This is a genomic window from Microvirga terrae (genome assembly GCF_013307435.2).
Classification (GTDB): Bacteria; Pseudomonadota; Alphaproteobacteria; order Rhizobiales; family Beijerinckiaceae; genus Microvirga; species Microvirga terrae.
The window spans coordinates 172,156-196,991 of the sequence record NZ_CP102845.1 but is presented as its reverse complement, the minus strand read 5'-3'; the positions used below and the strand labels follow the sequence as shown (position 1 = coordinate 196,991).

The following is a 24,836-nucleotide window of genomic DNA, read 5'->3' as shown; positions in this document are numbered from 1 at the left end:
TCCTTCAGGCAACGAAAATTGGTTAACCTGTAACAATGGACAGGCTCAGAAACATGCTCATGCCGCAGGCTGAGGGAAAGGTCAAGCGAACGTGTTCTTTATGACGAACGCTCAACCTCCTCCTGCGAGGCCAGCGAACTGACGAGCTGAACGATGCTTTTGCGAACCCTGGGGCTCTTGATGCTGGCAAAGGTTCGGACGAGCTGCAGGCCTTCGGGGGTCGACATCATGTCGGCCACGTAGGGAGGCGAACCGCTTTCGGCGAAGCCGCCTTCGGGCTTTCCGCCCCTGATCCCGTCAAAGAAGAACTCGATCTCGACATTGAGGATCTTGGCGATTTCGACGAGGCGGGCCACGCTGATCCGGTTCATGCCCTTTTCGTATTTCTGAACCTGCTGAAAGGTCAGGCCAAGCATATCGCCAAGCTTCTCCTGGCTCATCCCGATGGAGACACGGCGCATCCGCACTCTGCTTCCGATTTCCTTATCGATCGAGCCCGTCGACTTCTTCATTATGGCCTGTCCCCTTGCCGAAACTGACGCAGCATCGAAGCATTTTTTTATGGGAATGGCGGGTGCCTGCGACGTGCAATCAGGATGATTAAGCAGATCGAAAGCGTGGCCGTCAAAGAAAACATGCCCCACTTCCTATAAAGAGTAGGAGGGCCTGCAACCGGCAGATCGGCATCCAAAATTCCCTCAATCCCCAGTTGAAGATCGGCCGTGACACGGCCGAAAGAATCGACGACGGCCGAAATTCCCGTATTGGCGGCCCTGACCAGAGGAAGGCCTTCCTCGACCGCCCGCAGACGGGCCTGGGCGAAATGCTGATAGGGCCCCGGCGTCTGCCCGAACCACGCGTCGTTCGTGACATTCACGATCAGGTCGGGACGCGGACCCGCGGCCAGGATCTCGCCTGGAAAAATCGCCTCGTAGCAGATCGTCGCAGCCACCGGCGGGAGGCCCGGAATGGACAAGGTTGTGCGCGTCCCGCTCGGCTCGAATCCACCGGGGATGTGCACGAACTGGCGCAGTCCCGCGGCCCGGATCAAGGCCTCGAGAATTTTCGGCACATACTCCCCGAACGGGACCAGATGCACCTTGTCGTAGGTGCCGAGGATCGTGCCCTTCTCGTCGATCACCTGGATGGCATTGTAGAACTTGCCCGCGGCCTCACCCGGCAGGGGAGCATCCATACGGGCGGCGCCCGTGATCAGGACGGAGCCCGGCCCGAGCAGGGTGGCGATCTGCGCGAGCGAGCCGGCATCGCGGTGGAGCAGGAAGGGGAACGCCGATTCCGGCCAGACGATATGGGTCGGCGCCGCCGGGCTGCCGTCGCGGCGCGGGCTCGCGCTCAGATTCAGGTAGCGCCGCATGATGGCGTCCCGATTGCGCGGGTTGAACTTGGCATCCTGCGGCAGGTTGGGCTGCATGATGCGCAGATGCACGGCCTCGACGACGGGCGAAGCCTCCGACGGGACGCGCCACATGCCGAAGAGCGCAAGGCCGGCGAGGAGACAGGCCGCGATCGCAGGAGCGGTCCAGCGGGCCCGCCCCGTGGTGCCGGTGAGCAGCACGGCCGGCGCTGCACCGATCAGGAGGCTCAGGAAGGTCAGGCCGTAGAGGCCGATCAGTGCGGCAGACTGCATCAGCCACAGGTTCTGGCCGAGCGCCATCCCGGGGTTGTTCCAGGGAAACCCGGTGAAGAGATGGCCCCGCAGCCATTCGCTGACCGTCAGCCCGAAGGCAAAGGCGAGGATGCGCCCGGCATCCGGCAGCCAGAGCAGGCGGGCGAGGACGAAGCCGAAGGCGGGAAAGAAGGCCAGCAGGGCAGGCAGCCCAAGCACGCCGAACGGCATGGCCCAGGCGAACTGGTCCGCCTCCACAAGAAAGGCAGCGCCGAGCCACCACAACCCGGCGACGAAATAGCCGAAGCCCCAGAACCAGCCGAGGAGGCCGGCGGATCGGAAAGCGGCCCCGCGAGACGGACCGTTCCTGGCCGTGCCGTCCAGGAGCCAGATCGCGGGGACCAGGGAGAGGACAAGAGCGGGCAGAAACCCAAAGGGCGGCATGGCCAGGGCGCCGGCGGCTCCGGCCGCAAAAGCCGTGAGCCAGCGGCGCCAGCCTCGCAGGAGGCTGACGCGCTTCGCCAAGAGCCTCATTTGGCCAGGAGCCTCATTTGGCCAGGAGCCTCATTCCGCGGCAGCGCTTTCAGGACGCGGCGCGACCGGTTTTCCTTCGCTGATCTCCACCTCGGTCGAGGCCGGGGTGCGGCGATGGACGCGAAGGCGTTTCACACGCCGCGGATCGGCGTCGAGAACCTCGAATTCCAGGCCCGACGGTCCCTCGATCACCTCGCTGCGGGACGGGACGCGGCCGGCCAGCGTGACGATGAAGCCGCCGATCGTATCGATGTCCTCGGCGCCTTCCTCCTCGGTGAGGTCGAGGCCCAGAACCTCCTTGACCTCGTCGAGGCTGGCGCGGGCATCGGCGATGTAGGTGCCGTCGGCCGCCGGCACGATGGTGAGGGTCGAATCCTCGTCGTGCTCGTCCTCGATGTCGCCCACCACCATCTCGACCAGATCCTCGATCGACACGAGGCCATCGGTCCCGCCGTATTCGTCGATCACGAGAGCCATGTGCGTCCGGGTCGCCTGCATGCGCACCAGCAGGTCGATCGCCGGCATGGAGCGCGGCACGAACAGGACCGGACGGAGGATGTTGGCGGAGGAGAGCGCCATCGACAGGTCGATCTCGCCGAGGCTCGGCAGGGGGGCCTCGTGGCCGGATCCGGCCACAGCCCCGCCATCGGCCCGCATGGCGATGAAATCGAGGAAGTCGCGGATGTGAACCATCCCCTTGGGATCGTCCAGGGTCTCGCCGTAGACGGGCAGCCGGGAATGGCCGGCCGTGCGGAACAGGCTCAGGAGCTCGCCGAGATTGGTGTCCGCCGCTACCGCCACGATGTCGGCGCGCGGCACCATCACGTCCTCCACGCGGATGCGGTGGAAGGAGAGCACGTTCTTGAGCATCGCCCGCTCCTGGGGCGAGAAATCCGTGTCCTCGACGGTTTCCGCGAGGACGTCCTCAAGATCGTGGCGGATGGATTCGCGGGGTTTCAGGCCGAGACGGGTCAGAACCCGGTCGTACCAGTGGTCGCGTGTGTCGTCTGTCTCGGTGAGGGTTCGGACAGGTCGGTCGCTACGACTTCGATCTTCGTTCATTGCTTTGGGTTGTCAGCCGTTCATGCTGCCATGTCGCGATAGGGATCGGCGATGCCGAGGGTGGCGAGCGCCTTGACCTCAAGAGCTTCCATGATCTCCGCCTCCGCCTCGACCTCGTGGTCGTAGCCGAGGAGATGCAGTACTCCATGGACGATCAAATGGGCAAAATGATGCGCGAGCTCCTTGGATTCTTCCTCGGATTCGCGCACCAGCGTCTCGTAGGCTAGAGCAATATCGCCCAAATGGCGAGGGCCTGTGGCGCCCGGCTGCTCGGGCGCCGGGAAAGAGAGCACGTTGGTAGGCTTGTCCTTGCCCCGCCAGGTGCGGTTCAGGTCCCGGATCTGGGCATCGTCGGCGAGCATGACGCTCGCCTCGAATGCGCCATCCGCTTCATAGGTCACCGCGAGGGCGGCCTCCGCGGCCTTCTGGGCGAGGGCCTCCGCGTCCGCGAGGCGGTCCCAATCTCCCGCCTCAATCATGATGTCGAGGGTGATCACGGCCGGCGGTCCCGGTAATCCGGGCGCGGCGGCTCCGGCGGCGCCTCGCGGGCGGCCTTGTCGTAGGCCGTCACGATGCGGCGTACCAGGTCATGGCGCACCACGTCGGCCTCCTTGAAGGTGACGCGGGCGATCCCCTCGACGCCGTTCAGGATGCGCACCGCCTCGACCAAGCCGGATTTCTGACCCGGCGGCAGGTCGATCTGGGTCGGGTCGCCCGTGATGATCATCCGCGAGCCCTCGCCGAGGCGGGTCAGGAACATCTTCATCTGCATCGACGTGGTGTTCTGCGCCTCGTCGAGCAGCACCAGGGCGTTGGTGAGGGTGCGCCCGCGCATGAAGGCCAAGGGGGCGATCTCGATCATGCCGGTCTGCAGGCCCCGGTCCACGTGCCGGGCCTCCATGAAATCGTAGAGGGCGTCGTAGATCGGCCGGAGATAGGGATCGACCTTCTCGCGCATGTCGCCGGGCAGGAAGCCGAGCCGCTCGCCGGCCTCGACGGCCGGACGGGAGATGATCAGGCGGTCGACCTGGCCGGCTTCGAGCAGCGAAACCGCATAGCCGACGGCCAGCCAGGTCTTGCCGGTGCCGGCCGGGCCTTCGGCGAAGACGAGCTCGTTCGTCTTGAGCGCCTTGATATAGGTGTTCTGGGAGGCGTTGCGGGCCCGCACCGGTCCGCGCCGGCGGGTGGAGATCTGGTCGAAGGCCGTGAGCCCCGGGACCGGCGGCTCCTCGGCGGCCGGGAAGAGGCTGCCCTGCAGCGTGCTTTCCTCAACGGCACCATCCACGTCGCCGGGCCCGAGCGCTCCGCCCTGGCGGGCGCGCTCGTAGAGCCCTTCCAGGACCCGGCGGGCCATCTCGGAGGCTTCCGGCGTGCCCTTCACGGTGACCCGGTTGCCGTTGGCGATGGCGGTCACGTTCAGGCGCCGCTCCAGATGGGCGAGGTTCTGGTCGTATTGTCCGAAAACGAGGCTGGCGAGGCGATTGTCGTCGAAGGTGAGGACGATCTCGGCCTCTTCGACGACGCCGGGATGCAAGCTGCTGGCGTTCCGCCCCTTTTGGGCTCGTGCGGTCACATTGTCCGCTGGGCTCAAATGCCTCTCCTCTGAAGTTTCGCTGCAAGACGTGCGGCGAACGAATATGGGGTCTCACGCGGCCGGAGACTAGCGCATCGTGCGGGCCCAGCGGGCCGCGCTAGCGAAAAGTGGCCCTGGTTTTCCGCGCAGAACGATGCGCCAGCCAAGATAAGAAGCATCGGATCCGATCCCACAAGTGGGTCCACTCTTGGGGCCGATACTCTAGGCGGCGGCCTGGCTGCCGGGACCGACCCAGTCCCCGAACAGGCTGTTCGAGCCGGCCCGCGTGATCCGCACCGTCACGATCTCTCCGACGGCGTGACGGTCGGTCTCGATCTGCACGGCCTGCAGATAGGGCGACTTGCCCGCCATCTGGCCCGGATGACGACCCAGCTTCTCCAAGAGAACGTCGAGGGTCTGGCCTACGGTTCCGTGGTTGAAGGCCTGTCGCTGCATTTCCAGCAGATTCTGCAGCCGCGCCAGACGCTCGGCCTTCACGGGCTCGGGAACCTGCGCGTCGATTTCGGCCGCCGGCGTGCCGGGGCGGGGGCTGTACTTGAACGAGAAGGAGCTGGCGAAGCCCACATCCGCCACGAGCCGCATGGTCTCCTCGAACTCCGCATCCGTCTCGCCCGGGAAGCCGACGATGAAGTCGGACGAGAGGGCGAGATCGGGCTGCGCCTCGCGGATGCGCGCGATCAGGCGGCGGTACTCGTCGCTGGTGTGCCGGCGGTTCATCGCGTCGAGGATGCGGTCGGAGCCGGACTGCACCGGCAGGTGCAGGTAGGGCATCACGGCGGAAAGGTCGCGATGGGCGGCGATCAGCTCGTCGTCCATGTCGCGCGGATGGCTCGTGGTGTAGCGCAGGCGTGCGATTCCCGGCACCTCGGCCAGACGGTGCAGCAGGCGGCCGAGCGACCAGACGGAGCCGTCCGGGCCCTCGCCGTGATAGGCGTTCACGTTCTGCCCGATCAGCGTGAGCTCGCGCACGCCCGCATCGGCCAGCCGCAGAGCCTCGTCCAGGATCTTGGCCACCGGCCGCGACACCTCCGCTCCACGGGTATAGGGCACCACGCAGAAGGTGCAGAACTTGTCGCAGCCCTCCTGGATGGTGAGGAACGCCGACACGCCCCGGTTCCGGATCGCCGCCCTCGACGGCTTGGGCAGGTGGTCGAACTTGTCCTCGATCGGGAATTCCGTGTCGACCACGCGCTCGGACCGCGGCTTCTTCAAAAGCCGCGGCAGGTTGTGATAGTTCTGCGGACCCACCACCACGTCGACGGCAGGCGCGCGGCGCAGGATCTCCTGGCCCTCGGCCTGAGCCACGCAGCCGGCCACCACGATCTTGGTCTCCTGGCCGAGCGCCTCCCGCTCCTTCTTCATCTCGCGCACGCGGCCGAGCTCGGAATAGACCTTCTCGGCGGCCTTTTCGCGGATGTGACAGGTGTTGAGGATGACGAGATCCGCCTCCTCCATGGCGGCGGTTTCGCTGTAGCCCTCGGACGCCAGCATGTCGGCCATGCGCTCGGCGTCATAGACGTTCATCTGGCAGCCATAGGATTTGACGAAGACTTTTTTCACGAGGTCGGCCTGTGGTGAAAGGGTGGAGCCCCGTCTTTAAGCGCTTTGGGCCGGCAAGAGAAGAGAGTTGCCGCTGTGACAGAGACAACACCGCTTGCGGCGCTCCTGTTAAGCCTCCGGTTCCGGCTTCGGCCGACCGGCTTGGCAGGCGATGATTGAATCGAGGAAACCCGGGAAGCGCCGGTCGAGGTCGGCCCGCCGCAGGCTGATCATGCGCTTCGTGCCCTCGGGCCGGACCCTGACCAGCCCGGCTTCGCGCAGCTTGGCCAGATGATAGCTCAACCCCGTCTTGGAGCCGAGATGCAGGAACTGGCTGCAGGTCATCGCATCCTGCTCACCATGGGCCAGAAGCCCGATGATGGCGAGACGCGTCTCATCGCCGAGGGCTGACAGGACATGGGCCAGCTCGATCTGATCGGCATGGGGATGGGGAAGAGACGTCATGCCGTTCAACATAAGGGTTTTTGCCCGTAGTTCAACATATCTTGAACTAATCCTTGACACGCGGGGGCCGGAGGTTCAATTGTTCAATAATCGTTGAACAAACCGGGTGGACCATGAACAAGCGCCTCTTCTGGCTGGCTCTCGGCACCTTCGCCATCGGGGCGGAGGGATTCGTCATCGCGTCGCTCCTCCCGCAGATCTCCGAAGATACTGGCGTGACCCTGATCGAAGCCGGATATCTCGTGGTAGCCTTCGCGCTGGTCTATGCGACCGCCTCGCCGGTCCTGACGGCGCTCACCGCCGACCGGGACCGGCGCACGATCCTCACGGCGAGCGCCGTGGTCTTCGCCGCCGGCGCCCTGAGCGCCGCCTTCGCCCATACCTATGCGGTTCTCCTCGTCGCCCGGATCGTGATCGCCTGCGCGGCCGGGCTCTACGCCGCGACCGCCCAGGCGACCGCGGTCGCGATCTCCCACGCCGACCATCGGGCGCGGGCGATCGCCATCGTGGTCGGCGGAACATCCCTCGCCGTGGCGTTCGGGGCGCCTCTGGGCGCGTTCGTCGCCGGCTGGGCCGGCTGGCGGGGCACCTATGCGAGCATCGCCCTGGCCGGGGTGATCGCCGCCCTGGCGATCCGTCTCATGCTGCCGGGCGGATTGCGCGGCACGAGGATGTCGCTCCGGAGCCGGTTCGCGGTCCTGTCGCAGCCCGGAATCCGTACCGCCCTGGCGACGACGCTGCTCTACATGACGGCGGGCTTCATGATCTTCACCTATATCGCACCCATGACGCTGCAGGCCGCCGGGCTCGTCCGGTCCCTACTGCCCACCGTGCTGCTGGTCTATGGCAGCGGCGCCGCCCTGGGGAACTATCTCGGCGGGCAGATGGCCGACCGCTGGGGCGCGCAGCGCATGGTGACGATCGCCATCGTTCTCAACACGGGCATGATGCTGTTCTTCACGCTCCTCGGGCATTTGCCGGACGGGTGGGCGGGGCCGGCCTTCCTCGGCGCCCTCTTTCCCTGGGGCGTCATGTCGTGGTCCTTTCCGCCCGCCCAGGCGAGCCGGATCCTGGCGATCGCGCCGGGCAGCGCCCCGCTGGCCCTCTCGCTCAACGGCTCGGCCCTGTATTTCGGCGTGGCGCTCGGCTCGTTCATCGGGGGGCTGGTGCTGCGCTATGCGACCGTGGGTGATCTCGGCTGGGTGGCCGCTCTCTTCCTGGTCACGGCGCTCGTCCTGGTCCGTGCGGGACGGTTACGGCCGGCCGGACTTCCGGCGGCCTGACCGGCAGGAGATTGAGGGCCGCCTGTCTCCCTCAATCGCCGAAGGCGCCCTCGACCGGGGCCGACAATGCGGCATCGGCGGCCAGGATCTCGGACACGACCTTCGCGAAGGCCGGGCGGGCGCCGAGCCGTCCATACCAGCCGGCCAGGGCCTCGTGACCCTTCAGGGACGGGCCGCCGAGGCGGCGGGTCCAGAAGACGGGCATGAACACCGCGATGTCGGCGGCCGAAAAGGCGTCGCAGAGATAGTCCCGGCCCTGGAGCGCCCGGTCGATTTCGGCGAAATGGCCGGCCAGGGCCGCCTCGGCCTCCCGGGCCTTCGCTTCCTTGGCGTTCCAGCGCTCGAGATCGTCGGGTTTCGGCTCGGTCCGGTGCATCAGGAAGCGCAACGGGGCCAGCATGACCTCGTCGCCGAACACGTCGAAGAGCCGGCACCGGGCCCGTTCTGCCGGAGACGCCGGATAGAGTGCCGGATCCGGGTGGGCGTCCTCCAGGTATTCGAGGATCACCGTCGAATCGTAGAGGGACAGATCCCCGTCCACGAACACCGGGACCTGTCCCTTGGGATTGACCGCGAGGACGTGCGGATTCTTCGGGCTGTAGCCGGCGGTCTGCGTGAACGGCACCAGGATCTGCTCGAACGCGAGCCCCTTCTCGTGAAGGGCGATCTCGACCTTGCGGGAGAAGAGGCTCACGGGGCCGGAATAGATCTTCATCGGGGTGCCTTTCGGGATGTCATCGGCTGAACGCGGCCGGCAGGTGATCCTGCCAGCGATCGACATTCAAGCCTTCCACATCGGCCCGCGACAACCCGATATCGGCAAGCTCCCGGTCGTCCATCCGGTACAGGACCCTGGAGTTCCTGCGTGCGTCGAGCCAGGCCTCAACCTTGAGCAGAAGCTGAAGCAGGGCACCCTTGTGCTCACGGCCAAGGCTGTGAAACCCAAGATTTACTGTGGCATGTCCGATCGCCATGGCGGGTCTCCTTCAATGGCGTTGCATTGAAGAGAAATGTGCTCCCATGATAGGTTATAAGCAAACGAGAACTTCTTGCGCGTCGCCCAAGCAAAACTTGGGCAAAATCCCTGGATCCGCCATGTCCCGCCGACGCCTGCCACCCCTGAACGCCCTGCGCGCCTTCGAGGCTGCGTCCCGCCACCTGAATTTCGAGAAGGCGGGCGACGAGATCGCCGTGACGGCGAGCGCCGTGGGCCAGCAGGTGAAGGCGCTCGAAGCGTGGCTCGGGCGTCCCCTCTTCGTCCGTCATCCGAGCCGCGGCGTGGCGCTGACACCCCTGGGCGAGGCCTATGCCACTTCCCTGTCGGACATCCTCGATCGGCTCGACCATGCCACCGCCCAGGCCCTGCGCCCGGAAGCCTCCCATGTCATCACGGTCAGCGCGATGCCGAGCCTCGCGTCGAACTGGCTCATCCCCCGGCTCGGATCCTTCCAGGCTCGGTATCCGGATTTCGACGTCCGGGTCTCGGTCTCGATGCAGCTCACCGATTTTGCCCGGGAGGACGTGGATATCGCGATCCGCTTCGGCCAAGGCGCCTATCCGGGCCTGCGCACCGACCTGCTGATGGACGAATATTTCTTCGCGGTGTGCAGCGCGGGCCTTCTGGGCGATCCGGAGCGGCCCTTGCGGGAGCCCGCGGACCTGCGCCGTCATACCCTCATTCACGAGGCCGTCGGAGCGGTGCCGGACTACACCACCTGGGACCGTTGGCTCGCGGCTCTCGGCGTCACGGGCGTCGACACCTCCCGCGGCCCGCGCTTCACCCACACCTATCTCTGCCTGCAGGCCGCCGCGTCCGGTCAGGGTGTGGCCCTCGCCACCAACGTGCTGATCGGCGACTATCTGCAGGCCGGGCGCCTGGTTCAGCCCTTCCCGCAGCAGGTGAAGGGGGCCTACCAATATTACGTGGTCTGCCCCGAGGCCACCGCCGACCGTCCGGCTCTGGCGGCCTTCCGGGCCTGGCTGATGGAGGAGGCGAAAGCGTCCGGCGTGGAGGCGACGCGGGGGTGAACGGCCTCAAGCCCCTTCAAGGCACGGCGTACCTCGGCCTCGGCGGAGGCGGTCGCCTGCTTGCGGTTGCCGTTGAACGGGATCGGCTCGCCCCAGGTGACCACCACGTCGAGCGGGACGCCCTGGACGAACAGCTTGAGGTGGGGCGCGAGATCCATGTCGCCGTACCAGGCGATGAACGGGCGCTCGCGCCGGGTCACCGGCAGGCCGTTGCGGCCGGTATAGGCGATGGCGAGCGGCTGGAGGAACACCCGCTCGACGCTGTCGTGCATGAGGGCCGTCTGGGCGGCGCCCACCAGGGACGAGCGGAAGGGCAGGAGACGGTTGCCGTCGCTCGTGGTGCCCTCCGCGAACAGGACGATCACCTCGCCCTTCACCAGGCGGTGGGCGAGCGCGTCGTTCACCTCGGCGGTGGCCTTGCGGCGCTGGCGGTCGATGAAGACCGAGCGCTGAAGCCGCGCGAACAGGCCGACCACGGGCCAGCCTTCGATCTCGGATTTGGCGATGAAGGAGAGGGGATGGAGCGATCCGATCACTGGAATGTCGAGCCAGGAGACGTGGTTCGACAGGACGATGGTCGGCGCATCGGTCGGCGGCGTTCCCCGCTCGATGACGCGCACGTTGAAGATCTTCAACAGTGCCCGGTGAAACCACACCGGCAGCCGGTGCAGCATCGACGACCATCCGAAGCGCAGAGCCAGCATCTGCCAGGGTACGAGCACGAGGCTGCACAGGCCGAGCAGCAGGAGCCTGAAGACGACGCTGGGTTTCGTCACGCATCGTCCTTGTCGAGCGGCACCGCATAGAGCTCGAGCCGGTGATAGACGACCCTGTAGCCGAGCCGCTTGGCGATCTCGTTCTGCAGCGCCTCGATCTCCTCCGAGCGGAACTCGATCACGTCGCCGGTCTCGAGATTGATGAGGTGATCGTGGTGCTCCCGCGCGGCCTGCTCGTAGCGCGAGCGTCCGTCGCGGAAATCGAGCCGCTCGAGAATGCCCTCCGTCTCGAAGAGTTTCACCGTACGGTAGACCGTGGACAGGGAGATGCGGTCGTCCACCTCGGCGGCGCGCCGGTGCAGCTCCACCACGTCCGGGTGGTCGGCGGCCGAATCGAGGATCTGCGCGATGATCCGGCGCTGGCCGGTCATCCGCAGGCCCTTGTCGCGGCAGGCACGCTCGATGGCGTCCGACCGGCGCGTTTTGGCGGATGTGCTGTTGCGTGTGACCAAGGCTCGAGTGACTCCTTGCGGAGGCTTATAAGCGAGGGACGCGAAGCGGGCTATAGGTCCAGGGCCATGGTAAGCGCGGCCACCCTCGTTCCATCGGCCTTCTGATAATAGCCGTCCCGCCGTCCGATGTCTCGAAAGCCCAGGCGACGGTAGGCGGCCAGGGCCGGCGCGTTGCCGTCCTCGACCTCCAGATGCACGCGGGCCACGCCCCGGCGCGCGAGCTCGTCGAGGTGGCGGGAGAGGAGCGGGCGGGCGTGGCCCTTGCCGCGCGCCTCCGCGGCGATCGCCACCGTGATGATCTCCGCCTCGTCGAGCACGATCCGCGACAGGGTGAAGCCCACCGGTTTGGCCGTGCGCCCGAGGAAGAGGCCGTCCGCCACGACTCCGCGCTCACCGAGCAGGCGCTCGAAATCGAGCGTGCTCCAGCCGCGGGCGAAGGCCGAGGCGTGGATCGCCGCCAGACGGGCGGCCGCCTCGGTCCCGACGGGTTCGATGCGCGGGGCCGGTGGATGGATGAAGCGGTCGAGAATGCTCATCGCGAGAATTCTCACTGTCTCGCGATACGGGCCCCGTCCTGCGGCTTGGCGTCGGGCTCGCGCAGGTAGAGGGGCTTGGGCAGGGCCTGGTTCGGGTCGGCCAGCGCGCCGAGGCGGGCCACCCAGGCGATGTCGGGAAAGCCCGCGATGTCGTTGATATGCGCCTCGACTCCCTGGGCGCGGGCTTCGGCCGCCAGCATGGCCGATGCGGAACCGGCGACCAGGATCGGGCCGGATCCGAGCAGCCGGATCGCATCGCGGTAGGTCATGAGGCCCGGCGGGATGATCGTACGCCCGCCCGGGGCGATCGCCTGGATGTAGATGTGGCCGTGCTTGGCGTCGATCGCCGCGGTGAAGAGCCCGCGCCGGTCGCCCACCATCAGGGGCGCCAGGAAGGCCGACAGGGTCGCGACCCCCACGACGGGAATGCCGGCCGCCAAGCCGATGCCGCGGGCGGCCGCGATGCCGACCCGAAGGCCCGTATAGCTGCCGGGCCCGACCGTGACGGCGACCCGGTCCAAGCTTTCGAAGCCGCCCTCGACCTGGGCCGAGAGCCGGTCGAGCAGCGGCATCAGGGCCTCGGCATGGCCGCGGTCCATGGGGATGGTCTCGGCGGCCAGCGGCACAAGTTGCCCGGCTTCCACGATGCAGGCCGAGCAGGCGCCGAGGGCGGTATCGATAGCAAGGACGCGCAACTTTCGTCTCCGTCAGGTCTGCGCCATTCTTTAGAGCATCGGACGGAAAAGTGGATCCGGTTTTCCGTGTTGACCGATGCTCTCGTTCAAGAAGAAAGCATCGGATTCATCCCAAAAGTGCAAGTCCACTTTTGGGTCCGATGCTTTAGAGCATGAGTCGGAGAGGAGGGAACCCGGTTTCTTGCCAGTTTCTTGCCGGTTTATCGCCGTTGCGCATCACGCGATGGCGCAGAACTCCTCGCGGGCGGAGCGGCCGGGCGAGAAATTGGCGCTCGTCGGGCCAAGCTTCGCGAGATCGGCGACCGCACGCAGGGTCTCGTCCGGGATCGGACGGTCCTGCCACCAGCGATGGGTGCGGGCGTGGCGGAAGAGCCGGTCGAGAGCGGAATCGGGCAGGGCGGGCAACGGGAGGCTCCAAAGAAAAAGCGCGGCCAGGGCAGCCGCGCTTCGAGAGCTGAATTCCGAAGGTCCGATCAGACGGCCTGCACCTCGCGCACGTCCGGCAGGAAATGGCGCAGCAGGTTCTGGATGCCGTGGCGCAGGGTGGCGGTCGAGGACGGGCAGCCCGAGCAGGCGCCCTTCATGACGAGGTACACGGTGCCGTCCTTGAAGCCGCGGAAGGTGATGTCGCCGCCGTCGCCCGCCACCGCCGGGCGGATGCGGGTTTCGAGCAGCTCCTTGATGGTCTCGACCGTGGCCGCATCGGCATCGTCGAAGAATTCCTCGCCGTCCTCGTCCGTGGCGCCATAGCCGTTGGCGAAGAGCGGCGCGCCGGTCATGAAATGCTCCATGATCGCACCGAGGATTGCCGGCTTCAGGTGCTGCCACTCGCCGTCCGCCTTTGTGACGGTGACGAAGTCATAGCCGAAGAACACGCCGGTCACGCCCGGGACGGAAAAGAGCCGCTCGGCGAGGGGCGAGATCTCGCCCTGCTCGGGCGTCTTCGCCTCGAACGTGCCTTCCGGCATCACGACGCGGCCGGGCAGGAACTTCAGGGTGGCGGGATTGGGGGTCGCTTCGGTCTGGATGAACATCGCTTCTTTCGTCCTCTGCGCCGGTTCAAGGCCGGCCGAGTAGGGGTGTTAGAATCGTTCTAACAGGTTCCACTTCCAATGTGGAATGGATCGCGGTGGATTCCAAGGGGGAATGGGTGTCCGAGCGGCATGTCCGGGCTGCAGGATCCGGCCGCGCGCGGCAGCGGGCGAAGGTCAGCCCGCCAGCGCGTCGATCTCCTCATCGGTCAAGCTGCCGGGCACGATCACGATCGGAACCGGAAAGGAGGCCGCCGAGCGGCCGGCAAGAGTCGAGACCAGGGGGCCCGGCCCCTCCTTGGCGCTGCCCGCGGCCAGCACCAGGAAGGAGATGTCCTCATCCTCGTTGATGAGCTTCATGATCTCGTCGGCCCGAACGCCGACCCGGATCACCTGCTCGGGATCGACGCCGGCGGCGCTGCGGGCCTCGCGGGCGGCGGCATCGAGCCATTTCTGCGCCTCCTCGCTCGCCTCCTCGATCATCGCCTCGCCGACGCCGAGCCATTCGAAATTGTCGGGCGGATCCACGACGGCCAGCATGATCATGCTGGCGCCGGTGCGGGCCGTTCGCCGCGAGGCGAAATGGACCGCCCGGGCGCATTCCGGAGTCTGGTCGACCACCACCATGAATTTCGGGCGGTGGCCCGATTCGTAGGACCGACGTTTGCCGCTCACTGCCAGCTCTCCTGCATCAGCACCGATGCTGCCCTGCCGTCACGGCAAGAGCAAGCCCGACCATCAGCAGCAAGCCCGACCATCAGCGCGCGCGCACGAAGCCGACGATGTCCTTAACGGCGTCCATGGTCACGGACGCGATGGCCCGGGCCCGGGCCGAACCGTCCGCCAGCACCGCATCGATATGGCCAGGATCGCCCATGAGGCGGCGCATCTCGTCGGCCACGGGCGACAGCTTCGTCACCGCCACGTCCACGAGGGCGGCCTTGAAGCCGGAGAACTGCGAGCCGCCATGCTGGCGCAGCACCTCGTCCGGCGTCGTGTCCATGAGGGCCGCATAGATCGCCACGAGGTTCTCGGCCTCGGGCCGGGCCTTCAGGCCCTCGACCTCGCTCGGCAGAGGCTCGGGATCGGTCTTCGCCTTGCGCACCTTCTGGGCGATGGTGTCGGCATCGTCGGTCAGGTTGATGCGCGAGTAATCGGACGGGTCGGATTTCGACATCTTCTTGGAGCCGTCGCGCAGGGACATGACGCGGGTGGCGGGGCCCTGGATCATCGGCTCGGTCAGCGGGAAGAAGGCATCGCCGAAACCGTTCGCGGCAATCGATTCCGCCCAGTCGTTGTTGAACTTCTGGGCGATGTCGCGGGTCAGTTCCAGATGCTGCTTCTGGTCCTCGCCCACCGGCACGTGGGTGGCCCGGTAGACCAGGATGTCGGCCGCCATCAGGTCCGGATAGGCGTAGAGGCCGACCGAGGCGTTCTCCCGGTCCTTGCCCGCCTTGTCCTTGAACTGGGTCATGCGGTTGAGCCAGCCGAGGCGGGCCACGCAGTTGAACACCCAGGCGAGCTCCGCGTGCTGCGGCACCTGGGACTGGTTGAACACGATGTGGCGCTCAGGGTTGATGCCGGCGGCCAGGAACGCGGCGGTCACCTCGCGGATCTGGCGGGTGAGGTCGGCCGGGTTCTGCGGCACGGTGATCGCGTGCATGTCGACGACGCAATAGATGCAGTCGAAGTTCTCCTGCATGGCGACGAAGCGCTTGATGGCGCCGAGGTAATTCCCGAGATGGAGATTGCCGGTGGGCTGAACGCCCGAGAACACCAGCTCCTTGAACTGCGCCATCGACTTGAACTCCGACTGAGGGCAGGTGCAGGTTTCAGGCCTGACAGTCAACCGCCCCAGATATGGTCTGACCGTTTGTCATGGAGCGGTCCGAAGGTCTTCCGCCTCCGATCGCTCCATCGAGGCGCGCCTTATGACAGGGCCGTGCCACGATGCAAGGGTTCTCGTGATTTTTTCGGGTTCTCGTGATTTTTCCGGCTCTCACGATTGTTTCGTGAGCGCGGCCCAGTCGTCGCGGGTCAGGGCGCCGGTCGCCACGGCGGCAAGGCCGTAGACCGCGAGGCCTGCCAGGCACAGCGCCGTGAGGGACAGGGTGCCGATCTGCGGCAGGACACGCATGGCGGCCGCGAGCGCGAGGCCCATCGCGGCGACCGCCACGGTGATCCGCATCACCCGCGCCGCCAGGGCCCGGTCGGGCGACCAGAGGCCGAACTGGCGAAGGCCTAAGGCCACGGCGGCCGCATGGCCCAGGCAGCCGATGCTGACCCCCAGGGCGATCCCGGCCGGGCCGAACGGCCAGGCGAGCGCCAGGGCGGCCACGACCGTGACGGCGAGGCCGAAGCCCGCCGCCGCGACGGCGGCCTTCAGGGAGCCGCGGGCGAACAGGGTTTGGCTCAGCACCTTGGCGGCGGTGGCGAAGGGCAGGCCGACGCTCAGGGCCATGAGCACGACGGCGGTGCCCTCCGCGTCGGAGGATCCGAACGCGCCGCGCTCGAACAGCACGCGGCTCATAGGACCGGCCAGGATGATCAGGGCGGCGCTCGCCGGCAGGGCGAGCATCAGGGAGACTTCAATCGCCCGGTTCTGCGCCGCCACGACGGCCTGGATCTCGCCGGCCCGATGGCGGCGGGCCAGTTCCGGCAGGAGCAGGCTCGACCCAAGGGCCGCCATCAGCCCGAGCGGCAGCTGCATGACCCGCTCGGCGTAGTAGAGCCAGGAGACGCCCGAGGGCCAGAACGAGGCGATCTGGGTGGCGGCGAGGAGGAAGAGCTGCACGGCCCCGCTCGCCGCGAGCACGGGAAAGCCGGCGAGCAGGAGGCTCTTCAGCAGCGGCGACCAGCGCGGCCTGCGCAGGCGCACGAGCCGGACACGGCCGCTCCGCAGGGCCGCCGTCACGAGGGCGAGCTGGATCAGGCCCGCGAGGCTCGATGCCCCGGCGAGCCAGGCGGCCTTCTGCGAGAGCGGAAGGGACGAACCGGCCTCCAGGGCCACGAGTGTCAGGATCAGGCTGCCGTTGACGGCGAGCGGCGCGAGGGCCGTCGCGACGAAGCGTGCGTGCAGGTTCAGGATGGCGGCCCCGATGGACGCGAGCGCCGCGCAGGGCACGATCGGGAAGGCCAGGCGGGTATAGAGCGCCACCAGGGCCAGGGTTCCGCCATCGTCGTGCAGCCCCGGCGTGAGCAGGAGGGCCAGCGCGCCCGCGCCGAGCTCCACGAGGGCCGTGAGCCCGACGAGCGCCAGCCCGAACACGCCCAGCACGTCGCCGGCCGTGACGGCGGCTTCGTCCGGCTCCAGGCGCCCGAGGGCCGGGATCAGGGCCGCGTTGAGCCCGCCCTCGCCGACGGTGCGGCGGACGAGGTTGGGCAGGCGGAAGGCTGCGAGGAACGCATCCGCCACGGGCCCGGCGCCCAGGGCCTGGGCGAACAGCATGTCCCGGACGAAGCCGAGGACGCGCGAGGCCACGGAGCCGAGGCCGACCAGGAGCGAGGAGCGGATGAGCGACATGCCCCGGGGCTTAGCGGGTCATCCCACGGGCCGCAACATTCCCTGCGGCCGGTTGGGAAGGAGGGGTGCAGCCCGGTGCGACCTCTCCGTCATGGCCGGCCCTGTGCCGGCCATCCCGAGACGGACAGGCGCGGCGTTTCAACCCATCGGGATCACCGGCCCAAGGCCGGTGATGACGTGACATGGAGGAAGCATCGTGCGTTACCCTCTCGCCCGGGCGATCGCGTCGCGCTTCTGCTCCAGGCTCATGCCGCCGATATAGGCCTCCGTGCCGATCAGGAACGACGGGGTCGCGACGAGCCCGAGATCGTTGCCGGTCGCGAAGGCGTCCTTCATCCAGCCGGTGGTCGTCTCGCTGTCGGCAAGCTCCGTCATGCGCTTCGTGTCGCCGCCGAGGCGCTCGGCCGCCGCCAATGCGCGCGGTCCGTCGACCGTGCCGCGCAAGGAGAACAAGGCCAGATGCAGCGGCAGATAGCGTTCGGGTCCGTAGAGCCGCAGATAGGCCAGGGCCGCCCGGGTGGCGGCGACCGATTGCGGGCTAAGCACGGCGAAGTTCACCAGCACGTAGGAGAGCTCGGGTTCGGCCTTGAGCAGATCGGGCAGCGCCTGCGCCGAGCGTTTGCACCAGGGGCAGTTGTAGTCGAAATACTCCACCATGATCACGTCGCCATGCGGGTGGCCGAGGCGCACGGCCGAGGGCAGGCTCAGGGCGTTTTCGATCAGCTCTACCGGGATCAGCTGCGGCTCCGGGGCGGCTTGCGCGAGGGCGGGAGCTTTCGTGCCGGACAGGGCAAGGCCGGCGAGAACGACGCGGCGGGACAGGATCATGAACGGAACTCACGTAGGGAGAGCCTCTCGTGCCGGTTGATCATGGCGCTGGCAAGGCCAAGGTTCGTTTTCTCGCGCGGACGTGAAGCGGGGCGCCCGTGACGCTCCTCACACCCCCGCCCACGAGGTGACGAAGGACGGCACGTTCCGGGCCGGCATGGGGCGGCCGAAATGATAGCCCTGCACGAGATCGCAGCTCATGCGCTGCAGGAGGGTGGCCTGGAAGGCGGTCTCGACGCCCTCGGCTACCACCTCGATGCCGAGATTGCGGCCGAGGCTCAGGAGCGCCCGGACGATGGCGGCATCGTCCGCATCGGTCTCCAGGCCGCCCACGAAGGTCCGGTCGATCTTGATCGCATCGACCGGGAAGCGCTTGAGGTGCGACAGCGATGCGTAGCCGGTGCCGAAATCGTCGAGCGCGATCGTCACACCCTCCCCGCACAGGGCGCGCAGGGCGCGCTCCACGAATTCGGCGCCGGAATCGAGAAACACGCTCTCGGTGACCTCCACCTCGAGGCAGCGGGCCGGCACCTCCATGCGTCTCAGGTCGTCGAGCACGCGCTCGGCATAGTTGTCACGCCGGAACTCGGCGGCCGACACGTTGATGGCGATGCGGCCGACGTCGAGGCCCGAATCGAGCCAGCCGCGGATGTCCCTGAAGATGCGTGAGCGCATGCGCTCGCCGATGGCGGTACCGAGCTCGGTGTCGTTGAAGGCGGCCGCGATCTTTTCCGGGGACTGGATTCCACTGTCCGGATGATGCCAGCGCAGGAGCGCCTCGAACCCGCTCAGCGCACCCGTGGCCAGCATCACCTTCGGCTGATAGAACGGCACGATCCAGTCCGACGCCACCGCCCGCGCCGCCACGTCGAGGGCCGAGGCGGTCCGCTGCGACTCCTCGCGCATGGTCGCGACGAACATCCTGAACGAGCCTCGTCCGGAGGTCTTGCTGCGGTAGAGCGCCAGATCGGCCTGCTTCTGGAGTTCTTCCGGGCTCATGCCGGTGCCGACCGAGACCGCGCCTCCGATGCTGGTGCGGCAGTCCAGCAGCTTGCCATTCCGCTTCAGCGGCTCCTGCATGCGGGCCAGGATGGCCGCGGCCACGCGGGTCACGTCGCCCTCTCCGGCGATCTCGGGAAGGATGACGGCGAACTCGTCGCCGCCCAGTCGGGCGATCGTGTCCGCGGAGCCTGCGACGCTGCGCAGGCGCTGGGAGAATTCCTTCAGGAGAGCGTCCCCGGCATCGTGACCGAACCGGTCGTTGATCTGCTTGAGGTGGTCGAGGTCCATCACCAGCAGGCCTGTCGCCCGGGGCGAACCGGAGGTCCCGTCGAGCGCCTCTTGCAGGCGCTCGCGGAACAGCCTGCGGTTTGCGAGGCCCGTGAGATCGTCGTGGTGGGCGGCCCAGCGGAGGGTTTCCTCCGTGAGCTTGCGGTCGTGGATGTCCTCCACCGTCCCGTACCAGCGGATCACGGCCCCGTCCCCGGCGCGCCGCGCCGCCGCCCGGGAGCGGAACCAGCGATAGGTCCCGTCCGCCATGCGCAGGCGATAATCCACGTCGAGGTCCTGGCCCGTCGCCAAGGAACGGGACCATCGATCCAGGGTGACGGGCAGGTCGTCCGGATGAAGCGACCGGGTCCAGCCGGATCCGAGCGCGTCGCCCATGCCCATGCCGGTGCGATCGCACCAGCGCGAGGAGACGTCGAGGAGATGGCCCTGCGGGTCGGCCGTCCAGGAAATCTGAGGGTTGAGCTCCACGGAGTGGCGGTGATGTTCCTCGCTTTCACGCAGGGCCGCGTCGTCCCGCCGCCGCTCCAGGGCCAGCGCGGCCAGATGCAGAACGGCTTCCATGCGCTCCATCTCGTCGCAGGTCGGGGTGCGGGGCTCGTCGTAGTAGGAGGCGAACGTGCCGAGCACGTCGCCGGATCGGGAGACGATCGGCTTCGACCAGCAGGCGCGGAGGTGGTGGGACAGGGCGAGCTCGCGCCAGGGGGCCCAGAGGGGATCCGACGCGATATCGGTCACGATGACGCTGCTGCGGGTGTGAGCGGCCGTTCCGCAGGATCCCGCCGCCGGACCGATCCTCAAGCCGTCGACGGCGGCGTTGTAGACGGCCGGCAGGCCGGGGGCGGCGCCATGCCGAAGCCGCCCATGCTCCGGATCGTGAAGCAGGACCGAGCATCTCGCGCCGGGAAGCTGCGCTTCCGCCAGCCGGCAGAGTGCGGCCAGGATGTCGCCGAGCGCCTGGCCGGCGGCAACCATCTCCAGTACACGGGCGTGACCCTGGAGGGCCAGCTCCGCCTCCTTCCGGTTGTGGATGTCTTCCGTGGTGCCGTACCAGAAGGCGATCGCCCCGGTGTCGTCGCGCTGGGCGGCCGAACTGGAGCGGCACCAGCGGTAGGTGCCGTCGGCCGTCCTGATCCGATACTCGCATTGATAGGGCGATCCGCTGGCGAGACTCTCGCGCCTGGACTGCAGCAGGCGGGGCAGGTCGTCCGGGTGGACCAGCTTCACCCAACCATTGTCGATCAGCTGCTCGGGCGGCAGGCCGATCCACTCGGCCCAGCCGGGCCCGACCTGAATGACCTTCCCGTCCCGATCCGCCAGCCAGGGAATCTGCCGGCTCAGGGCGAAGGCATATTGATACAAATTATCGTCGATGCTCGGGTTATTCCTCTGCGTCATGAGCAAATCTTCCCGAGATGTCTCAAGTGCCGAGGCGAGTCCGACGTCTTCATTCCAATGCATAGGGCAACCAGGATGCCGCAAATATCGAATAAATTCTTGGCCTATATTGTGAGCCCTGTCCATCAGGCCGAATGGCGCGAGCCGTCCTCTCCAGCGGGCTGGAGAAGCTGCTTTCAACTGATGCTTTACAGGTAAGGTTAAGAAGGCGTCCGAGGGGAAGAGCGCCGGAGGCGGGAGCGCCAACGGGAGCCCTTCCGCCACAAGCGATGCTCCACTCTTAGCGGGCGCATCGCTTGCGGCGGAAAACCGGATCCACTTTTCGCTGACGCGGCCCTCTGGGTCCGCACGATGCGCTCGAGAGCCTCAGCCCTCTTCCCCGGTCACGCCCGCGGCATCCTGGGCCTTGAGCACCTCGGGGCGCGGCATCGAGATGATGTTGTAGCCGGAATCCACGTAGTGGATCTCGCCGGTCACGCCGTTGGAGAGATCCGAGAGCAGGTACAGGGCCGAGCCGCCGATATCCTCGATGGTTACCGTCCGGCGCAAGGGAGCGTGGGCCTTCTGGTAGGTGAACATGAGGCGGGCGTCCGAGATGCCCGCGCCGGCAAGCGTGCGCACGGGACCGGCCGAAATCGCGTTGCAGCGGATGCCCTGGGGGCCGAGATCGGACGCGATGTAGCGCATGGAGGCTTCAAGGGCCGCCTTGGCCACGCCCATGACGTTGTAGTTGGGCATGACCCGGGTGGAGCCGCCATAGGTCAGGGTCAGGAGCGATCCGCCGTTCTTCATCCTCTTGGCGGCGCGCTGGGCGATTTCCGTGAAGGAGAAGCAGGAGATCACCATGGTGCGCGAGAAGTTCTCGCGGGTGGTGACGTCCACATAGGAGCCCTTGAGCTGCGACTTGTCGGAGAACCCGATCGCATGGACGACGAAGTCGAGGTTCTCCCACTGCCGGTCCAGGGTCTCGAACACCGCATCGACGGAGGCGATGTCCTCCACGTCGCAGGGAACGACGAGGCTGGAGCCGAGCGACTGCGCCAGGGGAGCGACCCGCTTGCCCAGGGCCTCGCCCTGGTAGGTGAAGGCGAGCTCCGCCCCATGCTGGGCCAGGGTCTTGGCGATGCCCCAGGCGATGGAATGGTCGTTGGCGACGCCCATGATGAGGCCGCGCTTTCCTTGCATCAGACCGGTCACTTGGGTCCCCCTATGCATCGGCTCCATGGTGCGACGCCAATTGTTATGAAAGTGTGCATCGCGAGCCGGAATGTCGGTATGAGTCAGCGTGTCCATGCGAGGTCCCCTTGGGTCGGTCGGGGCATCGCATGGAGCTGTCTCAGGTTTATGACGGTAGAGCATCGGACCCAAAAGTGGAATCCACTTTTGGGATTCACCCGATGCTCGCTATTGAAGAGCGCATTGTCTTTCGCGGAAAACCGGATCCACTTTTCCGCACGATGCGCTACCCGTTGTAGCGGCTGAAGACGAGTGTGGCATTGGTGCCGCCGAAGCCGAAGGAGTTCGACAGGACCGTGTCGACCTTGGCGTCGTCGATCCGCTCGCGGACGATGTTCATGTCGGCGAATTCCGGATCGAGCTCGTCGATATGAGCGCTCTCGCAGATGAAGCGGTTGTTCATCATGAGAAGCGAGTAGATCGCCTCCTGGACGCCGGTGGCGCCGAGCGAATGGCCGGTGAGCGATTTCGTCGCGGAGATCGGCGGGCACTTGTCGCCCGTGCCGAAGACGGTGCGGATCGCCTCGATCTCCTTCTGGTCGCCCACGGGGGTCGAGGTGGCGTGCGGGTTGATGTAGTCGACCGGGGTGTGGACGTCCTTAAGGGCCATGCGCATGCAGCGGATCGCGCCCTCGCCGGACGGCGCCACCATGTCGTAGCCGTCCGAGGTCATGCCGTAGCCGACGATCTCGCCGTAGATTCGCGCGCCGCGCGCCTTGGCGTGCTCGAGCTCCTCCAGCACCAGCACGCCCGCCCCGCCGGCGATAACGAAGCCGTCGCGGTTGGCGTCATAGGCCCGGGAGGCGCGGGACGGGGTGTCGTTGTACTTGGTCGACATGGCCCCCATGGCGTCGAAGAGGTTCGACATGGTCCAGTCGAGATCCTCGCAGCCGCCGGCGAACATCACGTCCTGCTTGCCGTACTGGATCATCTCGTAGGCGTTGCCGACGCAGTGGTTCGAGGTCGCGCAGGCGGATGAGATCGAATAGTTCACGCCCTTGATCTTGAACCAGGTCGCCAGCGTGGCCGACGCGGTGGACGACATAGCCTTCGGGACCGCGAAGGGGCCGATGCGCTTGGGGCCCTTCTCGCGGGTGATGTCGGCGGCTTCCATGATGATGCGGGTGGAAGGACCGCCCGAGCCCATGATGATGCCGGTGCGCTCGTTGGAGATCTCACCCTCCTCGAGGCCGGCGTCGCGGATCGCCTGGTCCATGGCCACGTGGTTCCAGGCCGTGCCCCTGGCATGGAAGCGCATGGCGCGCCGGTCGACGATCTCCTCGGGGTTGAGGCTGGGCGCCCCGTGAACCTGGCAGCGGAAGCCGTATTTCGTGTAATCCTCGGCCTTGCTGATCCCGGACTTCGCTTCACGCAGGGAGGCGAGGACCTCCTGCGTGTTGTTGCCGATGGACGACACGATGCCCATTCCGGTGACGACGACCCGCCTCATAGCCTACCTCTTCAAAGGATCTTCACTGCCAGCCTTAACGATTCCACACGTAAGGCCGAGGATGCGCATTCTCAACACTGAGCCATGCGAATGGGATGAAAGCGTGGTCCCAAGCTCGAAGGCCCTGCCGTGGCACGGCAGGGCCGGTTCTTTAAAAAAGAATACGCTTTGTCAATACGATGGGACGTTGGTTGCCCTTCAGTCAGTGCCAAAAGGCCTAGCCGCCCGCAGCCGCATCGGCCTGGAAGAGGCCGACGCGCATGTCCTTGGCCTCGTAGATCCGGCGCCCGTCGGCCTCCAGCCAGCCGTCCGCGATGCCGAGCACCAGCTTCGAGCGGAAGACGCGCTTGAGATCGACCCCGTAGACGACCTTCTTGACGGTGGGCAGCACCTGATCGCTGAACTTCACCTCGCCGACGCCCAGCGCCCGGCCCCGTCCGGAGGAGCCGCCCCAGCCGAGGAAGAAGCCCGTCATCTGCCAGAGGGCGTCAAGCCCCAGGCAGCCCGGCATCACAGGGTCCCCGGCGAAATGGCAGGGGAAGAACCAGAGATCCGGCCGCACGTCGAGCTCCGCCAGCACGTGGCCCTTGCCGTAGGCGCCGCCATCCTCGCCGATCGAGGTGATCCGGTCGAACATGAGCATGGGCGGAAGCGGCAGCTGCGCGTTGCCGGGGCCGAACAATTCTCCGCGCCCGCAGGCGAGAAGCTCTTCATAGGTAAAGCTGGACTGGCGGGCCATGCCGGATGCCGATCCTTTCATCGCGTCGTCACAAAAGGCAGCCTCGGGGGATTCCCGAGACCTGATTGCCGGCTCTGGTAGCACAGGCTTGGCCATCCATCCAAGGGACCCGAGCCGGGATTCTTCGGTCGTGTACGAGGAGCGTTTCAGCCGTCATCGCAGGGCAGCCTTGCAGTAACCCTCTCGCTTTCTTATGATTGTGATGTTAGAAGCGCCCATCCCTCATTCAGTTCCGCAGATGACCGATCCTTTGTCCGCCTATATCGAGTCCACCACCGCTCCGGCCTCCCGGAAGGGGTGCCCCGTGTCCGAATTGCGGGACAAACTGCGTCGCGTCGGCTTGCGTCCGACCCGGCAGCGCGTTTCGCTGGGCTGGCTCCTGTTCGGCAAGGGCGACCGGCACATCACGGCGGAAATGCTCTTCGACGAGGCGTCCCGCGCCCGCGTCCCGGTCTCGCTGGCGACCGTCTACAACACCCTGCACCAGTTCACGGAGGCCGGCCTGCTGCGCCAGCTCGCCGTCGACGGCGCCAAGGCCTATTTCGACACCAACCCGACCGAGCATCACCACTTCTTCCTGGAGGACGAGGGCGAACTCGTCGACATGCCGTCCTCCGGCCTCAGCGTCGCCGACCTGCCCGCACCGCCGGACGGCATGGAAGTGGCCGGCGTCGAGGTGATCGTTCGCCTGCGCCGCAAGGGCGCCTGAAGGTCCCGCACCGCCTGACACCCAGAGAGCGGCTCCCGGTCTTG

General features: G+C 66.9%; 26 protein-coding genes. 3 read left to right on the top strand and 23 right to left on the bottom strand.

Features of this window, described 5'->3' with window-relative positions:
* Positions 1-98 precede the first annotated feature (98 nt).
* The 7 genes from HPT29_RS00905 to HPT29_RS00875 all read right to left on the bottom strand — a co-directional run bounded on the left by HPT29_RS00905 (position 99) and on the right by HPT29_RS00875 (position 6,821).
* The gene (locus HPT29_RS00905) at positions 99-512 is read right to left on the bottom strand and encodes a helix-turn-helix domain-containing protein (RefSeq protein ID WP_173948770.1); all 414 of its coding nucleotides are present in this window, start codon (positions 510-512) and stop codon (positions 99-101) included.
* A 47-nt stretch (positions 513-559) separates the two neighbouring features.
* The gene (gene lnt / locus HPT29_RS00900) at positions 560-2,161 is read right to left on the bottom strand and encodes an apolipoprotein N-acyltransferase (protein ID WP_173948771.1); all 1,602 of its coding nucleotides are present in this window, start codon (positions 2,159-2,161) and stop codon (positions 560-562) included.
* A gap of 30 nt (positions 2,162-2,191) precedes the next feature.
* Positions 2,192-3,223 (bottom strand): hemolysin family protein, encoded by a 1,032-nt coding sequence (locus tag HPT29_RS00895; RefSeq protein ID WP_173948772.1) that lies wholly within the window; start codon positions 3,221-3,223, stop codon positions 2,192-2,194.
* A 20-nt stretch (positions 3,224-3,243) separates the two neighbouring features.
* Complete coding sequence (gene ybeY, locus HPT29_RS00890; protein WP_173948801.1) at positions 3,244-3,702, bottom strand: rRNA maturation RNase YbeY; 459 nt, start codon at positions 3,700-3,702, stop codon at positions 3,244-3,246.
* A gap of 14 nt (positions 3,703-3,716) precedes the next feature.
* Positions 3,717-4,814, bottom strand: coding sequence for a PhoH family protein (locus HPT29_RS00885; RefSeq protein ID WP_371823213.1), 1,098 nt, complete (start codon positions 4,812-4,814; stop codon positions 3,717-3,719).
* 204 nt (positions 4,815-5,018) lie between these two features.
* Positions 5,019-6,377: a tRNA (N6-isopentenyl adenosine(37)-C2)-methylthiotransferase MiaB gene (gene miaB, locus HPT29_RS00880; RefSeq protein WP_173948773.1), complete on the bottom strand. Its 1,359-nt coding sequence runs from the start codon at positions 6,375-6,377 to the stop codon at positions 5,019-5,021.
* Between the two features lie 108 nt (positions 6,378-6,485).
* Positions 6,486-6,821 (bottom strand): ArsR/SmtB family transcription factor, encoded by a 336-nt coding sequence (locus HPT29_RS00875; protein WP_173948774.1) that lies wholly within the window; start codon positions 6,819-6,821, stop codon positions 6,486-6,488.
* 113 nt (positions 6,822-6,934) lie between these two features.
* On the opposite strand from HPT29_RS00875, the gene HPT29_RS00870 reads away from it, so the two are divergent.
* Entirely contained in the window at positions 6,935-8,104 is a 1,170-nt protein-coding gene (locus HPT29_RS00870; protein ID WP_173948775.1) for an MFS transporter, read from the top strand.
* Between the two features lie 31 nt (positions 8,105-8,135).
* Here the strand turns inward: HPT29_RS00870 and HPT29_RS00865 are convergent, their stop codons facing one another.
* Together HPT29_RS00865 and HPT29_RS00860 are read right to left on the bottom strand one after the other, a co-directional pair.
* Entirely contained in the window at positions 8,136-8,819 is a 684-nt protein-coding gene (locus HPT29_RS00865) for a glutathione S-transferase family protein (protein ID WP_173948776.1), read from the bottom strand.
* 19 nt (positions 8,820-8,838) lie between these two features.
* Positions 8,839-9,078 carry a DUF1127 domain-containing protein gene (locus tag HPT29_RS00860; RefSeq protein ID WP_173948777.1) on the bottom strand — a complete coding sequence of 80 codons (240 nt, stop codon included), beginning with the start codon at positions 9,076-9,078 and terminating at the stop codon, positions 8,839-8,841.
* A 121-nt stretch (positions 9,079-9,199) separates the two neighbouring features.
* Between HPT29_RS00860 and gcvA the strand changes: the two genes are divergently transcribed.
* The gene (gcvA, locus tag HPT29_RS00855; protein ID WP_173948778.1) at positions 9,200-10,132 is read left to right on the top strand and encodes a transcriptional regulator GcvA; all 933 of its coding nucleotides are present in this window, start codon (positions 9,200-9,202) and stop codon (positions 10,130-10,132) included.
* Here the strand turns inward: gcvA and olsA are convergent.
* From olsA to fabA, 14 genes are all read right to left on the bottom strand, one after another.
* Entirely contained in the window at positions 10,024-10,908 is an 885-nt protein-coding gene (olsA, locus tag HPT29_RS00850; protein WP_173948779.1) for a lyso-ornithine lipid O-acyltransferase, read from the bottom strand. The two genes, gcvA and olsA, sit on opposite strands and share 109 nt — an antisense overlap.
* Positions 10,905-11,360: a Fur family transcriptional regulator gene (locus HPT29_RS00845; RefSeq protein WP_210272225.1), complete on the bottom strand. Its 456-nt coding sequence runs from the start codon at positions 11,358-11,360 to the stop codon at positions 10,905-10,907. Before HPT29_RS00845 ends, olsA begins: the two co-directional genes overlap by 4 nt.
* Positions 11,361-11,410: 50 nt before the next feature.
* Positions 11,411-11,896 (bottom strand): GNAT family N-acetyltransferase, encoded by a 486-nt coding sequence (locus HPT29_RS00840; RefSeq protein ID WP_173948780.1) that lies wholly within the window; start codon positions 11,894-11,896, stop codon positions 11,411-11,413.
* An 11-nt stretch (positions 11,897-11,907) separates the two neighbouring features.
* Complete coding sequence (gene tsaB / locus HPT29_RS00835; RefSeq protein ID WP_173948781.1) at positions 11,908-12,591, bottom strand: tRNA (adenosine(37)-N6)-threonylcarbamoyltransferase complex dimerization subunit type 1 TsaB; 684 nt, start codon at positions 12,589-12,591, stop codon at positions 11,908-11,910.
* Positions 12,592-12,807: 216 nt separating this feature from the next.
* The gene (locus HPT29_RS00830) at positions 12,808-12,996 is read right to left on the bottom strand and encodes a nitroreductase family protein (protein WP_173948782.1); all 189 of its coding nucleotides are present in this window, start codon (positions 12,994-12,996) and stop codon (positions 12,808-12,810) included.
* 68 nt (positions 12,997-13,064) lie between these two features.
* Positions 13,065-13,625 carry a NifU family protein gene (locus HPT29_RS00825; RefSeq protein WP_173948783.1) on the bottom strand — a complete coding sequence of 187 codons (561 nt, stop codon included), beginning with the start codon at positions 13,623-13,625 and terminating at the stop codon, positions 13,065-13,067.
* Between the two features lie 174 nt (positions 13,626-13,799).
* A complete protein-coding gene (locus HPT29_RS00820) occupies positions 13,800-14,297 on the bottom strand; it encodes a universal stress protein (protein ID WP_173948784.1) in 498 nt (165 codons plus the stop codon).
* 82 nt (positions 14,298-14,379) lie between these two features.
* Entirely contained in the window at positions 14,380-15,420 is a 1,041-nt protein-coding gene (trpS, locus tag HPT29_RS00815; protein ID WP_173948785.1) for a tryptophan--tRNA ligase, read from the bottom strand.
* A 201-nt stretch (positions 15,421-15,621) separates the two neighbouring features.
* Positions 15,622-17,145, bottom strand: a complete 1,524-nt coding sequence (gene murJ / locus HPT29_RS00810; protein ID WP_173948786.1) for a murein biosynthesis integral membrane protein MurJ — start codon at positions 17,143-17,145, stop codon at positions 15,622-15,624.
* A 201-nt stretch (positions 17,146-17,346) separates the two neighbouring features.
* Positions 17,347-17,973: a thioredoxin domain-containing protein gene (locus tag HPT29_RS00805; protein WP_173948787.1), complete on the bottom strand. Its 627-nt coding sequence runs from the start codon at positions 17,971-17,973 to the stop codon at positions 17,347-17,349.
* Between the two features lie 108 nt (positions 17,974-18,081).
* The gene (locus HPT29_RS00800) at positions 18,082-20,658 is read right to left on the bottom strand and encodes a bifunctional diguanylate cyclase/phosphodiesterase (RefSeq protein ID WP_173948788.1); all 2,577 of its coding nucleotides are present in this window, start codon (positions 20,656-20,658) and stop codon (positions 18,082-18,084) included.
* Positions 20,659-21,024: 366 nt separating this feature from the next.
* Positions 21,025-21,855 carry an enoyl-ACP reductase FabI gene (gene fabI, locus HPT29_RS00795; protein ID WP_285892601.1) on the bottom strand — a complete coding sequence of 277 codons (831 nt, stop codon included), beginning with the start codon at positions 21,853-21,855 and terminating at the stop codon, positions 21,025-21,027.
* Between the two features lie 265 nt (positions 21,856-22,120).
* Positions 22,121-23,344: a beta-ketoacyl-ACP synthase I gene (fabB, locus tag HPT29_RS00790; protein ID WP_173948789.1), complete on the bottom strand. Its 1,224-nt coding sequence runs from the start codon at positions 23,342-23,344 to the stop codon at positions 22,121-22,123.
* 217 nt (positions 23,345-23,561) lie between these two features.
* Complete coding sequence (gene fabA / locus HPT29_RS00785; RefSeq protein ID WP_173948790.1) at positions 23,562-24,083, bottom strand: 3-hydroxyacyl-[acyl-carrier-protein] dehydratase FabA; 522 nt, start codon at positions 24,081-24,083, stop codon at positions 23,562-23,564.
* 238 nt (positions 24,084-24,321) lie between these two features.
* On the opposite strand from fabA, the gene irrA reads away from it, so the two are divergent.
* Positions 24,322-24,792, top strand: coding sequence for an iron response transcriptional regulator IrrA (gene irrA, locus HPT29_RS00780; RefSeq protein ID WP_173948791.1), 471 nt, complete (start codon positions 24,322-24,324; stop codon positions 24,790-24,792).
* Positions 24,793-24,836 lie beyond the last annotated feature (44 nt).